Raw genomic sequence first — 6,709 nt, 5'->3', positions numbered from 1 at the left:
CGGCGCTGTGGTCGAACGCGGCGAGCTGATGCGGGGCCTTGCCGTCGCGGCGGGTGGGCGGGTAGCGCACCCCACACCGGTCGCGTGGTTCCGGCACCGCCTCCAGGACACTGAGCAATGCCTGCCGATCTTTCCGGCACCCTGGGCATGATTCGAGTGTCTATGGAAGCGAGAGTGCTCTGCTCGACACTCCTGATCCCGGCCCGGGCCGCAGATCGTAAGCTTCCCGCGATGGCCAAGCCCGCCCCGACGCACACCCACCTGCACCTGAGCACACAGGTGCGTCGATTCATCATCACCGGCGCTTTCTCGGCGATCGTGGACTTCGGGCTGTACCTGGTGCTCTACCAGATGGCGGAGATACAGGTCGACGTCGCCAAATCGGCCAGCTACATCGCCGGCACCATCACCGCCTACCTGATCAACCGCCGCTGGACGTTTCGGGCGCCACCGAGCACCGCCCGGTTCGTGGCCGTGATGGCGCTTTACGGGTTGACGTTCGCGGTGCAGGTGGGGCTGAACCACCTGTGCCTGGCGCTGCTGGACTTTCGGAGGTGGGCGATTCCGGTTGCCTTCGTCGTCGCACAGGGCACCGCCACGGTGATCAACTTCGTCGTGCAGCGCTCGGTGATCTTCCGGGCCCGCTGAGCAGGCAACAATTTCCGAAACGCCGTCTCCTGCTGGTGCACATGGGCGAAAGTACGCACTTCAGACCTGATTCCGCGAGTAAGCGGGGCAGTTGATTTTCGGATGAGCGGATAGTCGGCTGGGGCGGTGGTCACCTCGATTCACGTACCAGTGCCGGCGGAAGCTGCGCATCGATCAGGAACCGCACGCGCTATGACGTGATCAGGATCGCGTGGTCGACCTGCGCTGCCGCATATTGAAGGCGCGCCCTGATGTCGTCGTCGGTCAGGTACGGGTGGTCCTTGAGAACCTCCGCCACGATGGCAGGATCGCCCCGGCCGGACTCTGCGGCGGCCGGCTTTAGATCGGCGGTTTGCTCTCGTCGGGGTGCAGATCGGCCAGTCGCGGTGACGGGGCCTTTGTCTCCACGTACTCATTGACCGCCTCGGGTTCGATCAGACCGAAGCGTACCTGCAGGTCGATCGGGTTCAACCCGAAGTACTTGGCGACTTTGATCAGGTTGTTGGCGCTGACTAACCGGCCTTCGTGAGCTGCTTTGTAGTAGGCGGACTTGCGGTAGCCGAACGCCTCATAGATCTCAGGCGCCGACAGTGGCCTTCCGACCAGATACGGCAACACCACGGTGGGGTCTTTGTCACGATCGTCCACATCAATAAACGATAGCCCTACTTTACGGACTCATGCAAGAGGGCCGGGTCGACGACGTCGCCCGAGCGCGGCGTGGAGGGAAACAGTTTGCCCGCCGCCGAGGCCGCCGAGGCCGCCGCGTACACCTGCGGATCGGCAACCTTGCCGAGCATCCAGACCACATGGGCGTCATGGCCGCACACCTGCGCCGCCGGCGGCCGGTCACGGTTCGCCGCCCATCAGCGCCAGCGCCCGCCGGAACAGCCACACCGCGGCGTCGTGCAGCTGTTCACCCACCTCCTGTTGCGCCATGCCCGCCGACGCGCGCGCCAGCGTGCCCTCGATCACGATCGCGAGCTTGAAGCAGGCCAGCACCGTGTACCAGGTGATGTGCGACAGGTCGCGGGTGGTGTTGGCGGCATACCGCGCCAGTAGATCGTCGGTGCTGCACAATCCATCCATACCGGTCAGCGTATGGCTGAACACGCTGGAGCCGTCGCGCTGGCGCCAGGTCGCCAGCAGCCAGCCCAGGTCCAGCAGCGGGTCGCCGATGGTGCACATCTCCCAATCCACGATCGCCGCCACCTCCGGCCCGGTGCGGGCGAACATCACGTTGGCGGCGTGGTAGTCGCCGTGCAGGATGCCCGGCTGCCACGACGACGGCCGGTGCTGCTCCAGCCAAGTGGCGACGTCGTCGACGCCGGGCAGGTCGGGGCCGGGGTAGTTGTCGAACTGCCGGTAGGACTCCAGCTCAAAGAGCCAGCGTGGCACCTGGCGTTCCAGGAAGCCGTCCGGCTTGCCGAAATCCGCCAGCCCGACGGCGATGTGGTCGACCGCGCCGAGCCTGGCCAGGGCATCGGCCATGGACAATCCCATCTGGTAGCGGATCGCCGGATCGCCGGCGTGCAGGGTGGGCAGTTCCTCGCCGGCGTTGAACCCCTCGACCGGCTCCATCAGGTAGAAGACGGCCCCACCATCGCTTCCGAGCACCGTCGGGTCGTCGCAGACCGCGATCAGCCCCGGATGCGGCACGTCGGTGCCGGCCAGTGCGGCCAGCACCCGGGTCTCCCGCAGCATGACCGTGTTGCTGCGCGGGCGCAGGTGCCGCGGGCCGCGCCGCAGCACATAGGACCGGCCGGACCTGGTGAACCGCAGCATGATGTTCTGGGTTCCGCCCCGCAGTTCGCTGACATCTTCCAGCGGGCCGTCACCGAGGCCTCGCCGCGACATCCAGTCCGCCACTGGGTCGAGGTTCACAGGAGGAGAACCCTACTCTGAGCGGCTCCCCACCACCGCTGCGCCGTCACATCCGCCACACCAGCCCCGGCGCCGGCTGTGGGTGGCAGGTGCCCGCCTTCGCGCGACAAAACCCGGTTTGACGACGACGGGTCGCAGCTTGACGACGACGGGCTGCAACGAAACGTTGACTCAACTCACGGAGGCCTCGCCTGTCCCGTCCGTTGTGGCTTGTCGCTGAGGGAACGGTGCCCGACTACGAGCGACTGCATCGATGTCAGACCCGCATGCGAGCGTCGTTTCATGAACAGATCTCTGCGCGGTATCGAGTTGCGCTACATCTTGACGATGTACCTCTTCGACGTCGGTCCGGCAACCGTGGTTGAAATGGCTAGTAGGCTTGCTGCCCAAGGTTTTCGGATCGACGGGCGGGCGTCGAAGTCGATATCGGACGCATTGCGCTGGGAGCGGGGGCACGGCCGAGTCCGCCGGGTCGGGCGGGGCCGATACGGACCCGGATCAATGCCGCGCGGAACCGAGCGCCGAATCCACAAGCGGGTGTTGGCGCTGCGCGCAGAAGCCGAGGCCGGTGTCGCTCGAAGGCGGGCAAATCCCCACATCCTCGATTTTCGTTGACCACTGGGGATGGCACCGTAGTCCGGCAACGACGATAACGCCGGACCAGGGTGTTGGTACGGGCCGGCCCCCGGTTTCTCCGACATACTTGAATGCCATGACCCAGCCGCGCGCCCCCGCCGAGCGTGTCGTGATGGCGCGCGGCGACGGCAAGCCGATCAACGTGCTGGTGGTCGACGACGAAACCGTCCTCGCCGAGATGGTGTCGATGGCGCTGCGCTACGAAGGCTGGAACGCCACCACCACCGGTGACGCGGCGTCGGCCATCGCGGCGGCCCGCGCGCAGCGCCCCGACGTGGTGGTGCTGGACGTGATGCTGCCCGACATGAGCGGGCTGGACGTGCTGGGCAAGCTGCGTGAGGCGAACCCGCACCTGCCGGTGCTGTTCCTCACCGCGAAGGACGCGCTGGAAGACCGCATCGCCGGGTTGACCGCGGGCGGCGACGACTACGTCACCAAGCCGTTCAGCCTCGAAGAGGTGGTGTTGCGGCTGCGGGCGCTGCTGCGGCGGACCGGGGTGACCACCCCCGGCACCGGCGCCCAAATCGTCGTCGGGGATCTGGTGCTCGACGAGGACAGCCACGAAGTCCACCGCAGCGGCGACCCAATCGTGTTGACCTCCACCGAATTCGAGCTGCTGCGGTTCATGATGAACAACGCCAAGCGGGTGCTGAGCAAAGCGCAGATCCTGGACCGGGTGTGGAACTACGACTTCGGCGGTCGGTCCAACATCGTCGAGCTGTACATTTCCTACCTGCGCAAGAAGATCGACCACGGTCGCGCACCCATGATCCACACGCTGCGCGGCGCCGGTTATGTGCTCAAGCCCGCGCTCTAGTCCGCGGCCCGCGTGGTCACTGCGAGCTCGGCTTCTGGCGGGTCAGATCCTGCTGCTGACCGCCGTGTGTATCGGCATCGGCGTGGCGACCGACCTGGCCCTGTACCAGTATCTGGTCGGCCAGCTCGACGGACAGCTGCACGACGCCGCGCACCGGGCGGCACGGATATACGGGTGGCACCGTCACCCGCCGAGACCCGGCCCGGGTCCGGACTTTCTCGATGCCCCCGGCCAGCCGACTGGCATGGTCGCCGGCGTCGTCGGTAACGGCACCGTGGTCGACGCGGGTTATCTGGCCACCAACGGTTCCCGGGAGCCGGTGAGCGACACGGCCACCGCACAGTTGGGTGCCAGCGTCACCGAGCCCGGACCGGTGACGCGCGACCTCGACGGCATCGGCCGCTACCGCGTCGTCTCCACCCCGGCCCGGCACAGTGCCGACGTCGGTGACGTCATAGTCACCGGCCTGCCGTTGGCCGGAGTGGATGCCACCGTACTGCGGGTGCTGGTCATCTTCGGAGTGCTCACGCTGGTCGCGGTGACCGTCGCCACGACCGCCGGAATCGTGATCATCCGCCGGGCACTGGCACCGCTGAGCCGCGTCGCGCAGACCGCGAGAAAGGTCGCTGGCCTGCCGCTGGACCGAGGCGAGGTGGCGCTGCCGGTGCGGGTGGCGATGCCGGATGCCAACCCGCGCACCGAAGTCGGCCAGTTGGGGTCTGCGGTGAACCGGATGCTCGATCACATCGCGGCTGCGCTGTCGGCGCGGCAGGCCAGCGAGACCCGGGTTCGCCAATTCGTCGCCGACGCCAGCCATGAACTGCGCACCCCGCTGGCGGCGGTCCGTGGCTATACCGAGTTGGCGCAACGGGTTCAGGGCGACTCGAAGGATCCCGAGGCGGTCAGGCACGCGCTGGGCCGGGTGGCTTCGGAGACCGAGCGGATGACCAACCTGGTCGAGGACCTGCTGCTGCTGGCCCGGCTGGATTCCGGCCGGCCGCTGGAACACGAACCGGTGGACCTGTCGGCGCTGGCGGTGGACGCGGTCAGCGACGCGCACATCGCCGGGCCGGACCACGAATGGAAACTCGACCTGCCCGCCGAGCCGGTGATCGTCGCCGGCGACGCGGCCCGGCTGCAGCAGGTGCTGGCCAATCTGCTGGCCAACGGCCGCGTCCACACCGGCCCGGGGACGGTGGTGACGACGCGGTTGAGCACCGCCGCGACGCACGCCGTGCTGACCGTGACCGACGACGGCCCCGGGATTGACGAGCAGTTGCAGCGGGAGATCTTCGAGCGGTTCGCCCGCGGAGACACCTCCCGGTCCCGCAAAGACGGCAGCACCGGGTTGGGTTTGGCGATCGCGGCGGCGGTGGTCAAGGCGCACCACGGGACGATCGGGGCGCAGAGCGCGCCCGGTCGAACCGAATTCACGGTGCGCCTGCCGATCTCATAGGGTGACACGATGCAGTTGCTCCTGGTCCGCCATGCGCTGCCGCTGCGCAGCGAGCACGGCGAGGGCTCAGACCCGCAGCTGTCCGACACCGGGATGGCACAGGCGCGGCGGCTGCCCGAGGCGTTGACGCGGTATCCCATCACCCGGGTCATCAGCAGCCCGCAGCGACGCGCGATCCAGACCGCCGAACCCGTCGCGGTGGCGCGCGGCCTGGCCATCGACGTCGATGATCGGTTCGCCGAGTACGACCGGGAGCTGGGCGGATATCTGCCCATCGAGCAGCTTCGCACCGAACGGCCGCAGGACTGGGCGCGAATGGCGGCGGGCGAGCTGCCGTCCGGTGTGGACCAAGACGGGTTCTGCGCCCGCGTCGCCGCCGCGACGGGCGATGTGGTGGCCGCCGCCGCTCCCGAGCAGACGGTAGCGGTGTTCAGCCACGGCGGCGTGATCAACGTCGTGTTGCACCAGATCCTGGGCACCGCACGGTTGCTGTCGTTCCCGATCGACTACGTGTCGGTGACGCGGCTGCTGTATTCGCGGTCCGGCCAGGCCACCGTGGTTTCGGCCAACGGCACCGAGCATGTGTGGGATCTGTTGCCCCGAAATCAGCGGTGACGCTGGGTCCCTTTACCGTCGGGCCGCGAGGGTCTTCTTCGCCACGCGGCGCAGCTGGTAGATCCGCGCGGTGCCGGCCAGGACGGTGACCAGCCCGCCGCCCACCGCCGTCAGCAGCAGCGCCACCCCCAGCGGGAGGCTCCAGTGAAAGCTCAGGAACCGGATGCTGGCCTGCTCGGTGTTCTGCGTGATGAAGATCAACAGCACGATGAGAACGAGGAAGCCCACGATCAGTGAGCTCCACAGCGCGGCGGCGCGGGTGAACGGGACCACCGGGGCCGTCGGCTCGGCCAGTCCGGCCTGGCCGGCCTGGCCGGCTTTGTCGTCCGGTGGATGGTCTGGTGTGGGGGGAACGTCGCTCATGGTGTCATCTTGCCGGTTTTCGCCGCGAAATTAGCCAGATCGCGCCGTATTGGCCGGGGCCTTGCCGCCGGCCGAGGATTCCGTCGCCTACGGTGATCGGGTGAGCCCTGTGAGCGCGACCGCCTCTGATTCGACACCCGCCACTCGGTCGGCGATTCTGACCTGGCGGGCGCCGGATGTCGCGTGCATGGAATCGGTGCGGGTGCAGTTGTCGGGCAAGCGAATTAAGGCCAACGGCCAGATTGTCGCGGCTGCCACCGCGGCGCATCCGGCATTCAGCGCTTACTACG

11 protein-coding genes are annotated in these 6,709 nt (G+C 67.8%); 6 read left to right on the top strand and 5 right to left on the bottom strand.

Going from position 1 to position 6,709, the window contains the following annotated elements; all coding sequences use genetic code 11:
- The first annotated feature begins 231 nt into the window (after positions 1-231).
- Positions 232-648, top strand: coding sequence for a GtrA family protein (locus AC2VON_RS00975; RefSeq protein WP_486951269.1), 417 nt, complete (start codon positions 232-234; stop codon positions 646-648).
- A 190-nt stretch (positions 649-838) separates the two neighbouring features.
- Here AC2VON_RS00975 and AC2VON_RS00970 read toward each other — a convergent pair whose 3' ends face one another.
- The 4 genes from AC2VON_RS00970 to AC2VON_RS00955 are packed head-to-tail and all read right to left on the bottom strand — an operon-like array spanning position 839 to position 2,505.
- Positions 839-946, bottom strand: a complete 108-nt coding sequence (locus AC2VON_RS00970; RefSeq protein ID WP_486951268.1) for a DUF433 domain-containing protein — start codon at positions 944-946, stop codon at positions 839-841.
- Positions 947-987: 41 nt separating this feature from the next.
- On the bottom strand, positions 988-1,296 hold the full coding sequence (locus AC2VON_RS00965) for a hypothetical protein (protein WP_486951267.1): 309 nt from the start codon (positions 1,294-1,296) through the stop codon (positions 988-990).
- A 17-nt stretch (positions 1,297-1,313) separates the two neighbouring features.
- The gene (locus tag AC2VON_RS00960; protein ID WP_486951266.1) at positions 1,314-1,448 is read right to left on the bottom strand and encodes a hypothetical protein; all 135 of its coding nucleotides are present in this window, start codon (positions 1,446-1,448) and stop codon (positions 1,314-1,316) included.
- 49 nt (positions 1,449-1,497) lie between these two features.
- On the bottom strand, positions 1,498-2,505 hold the full coding sequence (locus AC2VON_RS00955; RefSeq protein ID WP_486951272.1) for a phosphotransferase family protein: 1,008 nt from the start codon (positions 2,503-2,505) through the stop codon (positions 1,498-1,500).
- Between the two features lie 309 nt (positions 2,506-2,814).
- Between AC2VON_RS00955 and AC2VON_RS00950 the strand changes: the two genes are divergently transcribed.
- The 4 genes from AC2VON_RS00950 to AC2VON_RS00935 all read left to right on the top strand — a co-directional run bounded on the left by AC2VON_RS00950 (position 2,815) and on the right by AC2VON_RS00935 (position 6,056).
- Complete coding sequence (locus AC2VON_RS00950) at positions 2,815-3,147, top strand: hypothetical protein (protein ID WP_486951265.1); 333 nt, start codon at positions 2,815-2,817, stop codon at positions 3,145-3,147.
- A gap of 133 nt (positions 3,148-3,280) precedes the next feature.
- The gene (locus AC2VON_RS00945; RefSeq protein WP_486951271.1) at positions 3,281-3,985 is read left to right on the top strand and encodes a response regulator transcription factor; all 705 of its coding nucleotides are present in this window, start codon (positions 3,281-3,283) and stop codon (positions 3,983-3,985) included.
- The gene (locus AC2VON_RS00940; RefSeq protein WP_486951264.1) at positions 3,963-5,441 is read left to right on the top strand and encodes a sensor histidine kinase; all 1,479 of its coding nucleotides are present in this window, start codon (positions 3,963-3,965) and stop codon (positions 5,439-5,441) included. Before AC2VON_RS00945 ends, AC2VON_RS00940 begins: the two co-directional genes overlap by 23 nt.
- A gap of 9 nt (positions 5,442-5,450) precedes the next feature.
- The gene (locus tag AC2VON_RS00935) at positions 5,451-6,056 is read left to right on the top strand and encodes a histidine phosphatase family protein (RefSeq protein ID WP_486951263.1); all 606 of its coding nucleotides are present in this window, start codon (positions 5,451-5,453) and stop codon (positions 6,054-6,056) included.
- Positions 6,057-6,068: 12 nt separating this feature from the next.
- Here the strand turns inward: AC2VON_RS00935 and AC2VON_RS00930 are convergent, their stop codons facing one another.
- Positions 6,069-6,419 (bottom strand): LapA family protein, encoded by a 351-nt coding sequence (locus AC2VON_RS00930; protein WP_486951262.1) that lies wholly within the window; start codon positions 6,417-6,419, stop codon positions 6,069-6,071.
- A gap of 109 nt (positions 6,420-6,528) precedes the next feature.
- Here AC2VON_RS00930 and AC2VON_RS00925 point away from each other — a divergent pair.
- On the top strand, positions 6,529-6,709 hold a 181-nt coding region (locus AC2VON_RS00925; protein ID WP_486951270.1), incomplete at its 3' end, for a putative glycolipid-binding domain-containing protein.

It is taken from the genome of Mycobacterium sp. TH-M82, assembly GCF_057473605.1.
Note: the sequence above shows the minus strand (reverse complement) of the source record. Positions and strands in the feature narration are given on the sequence as shown.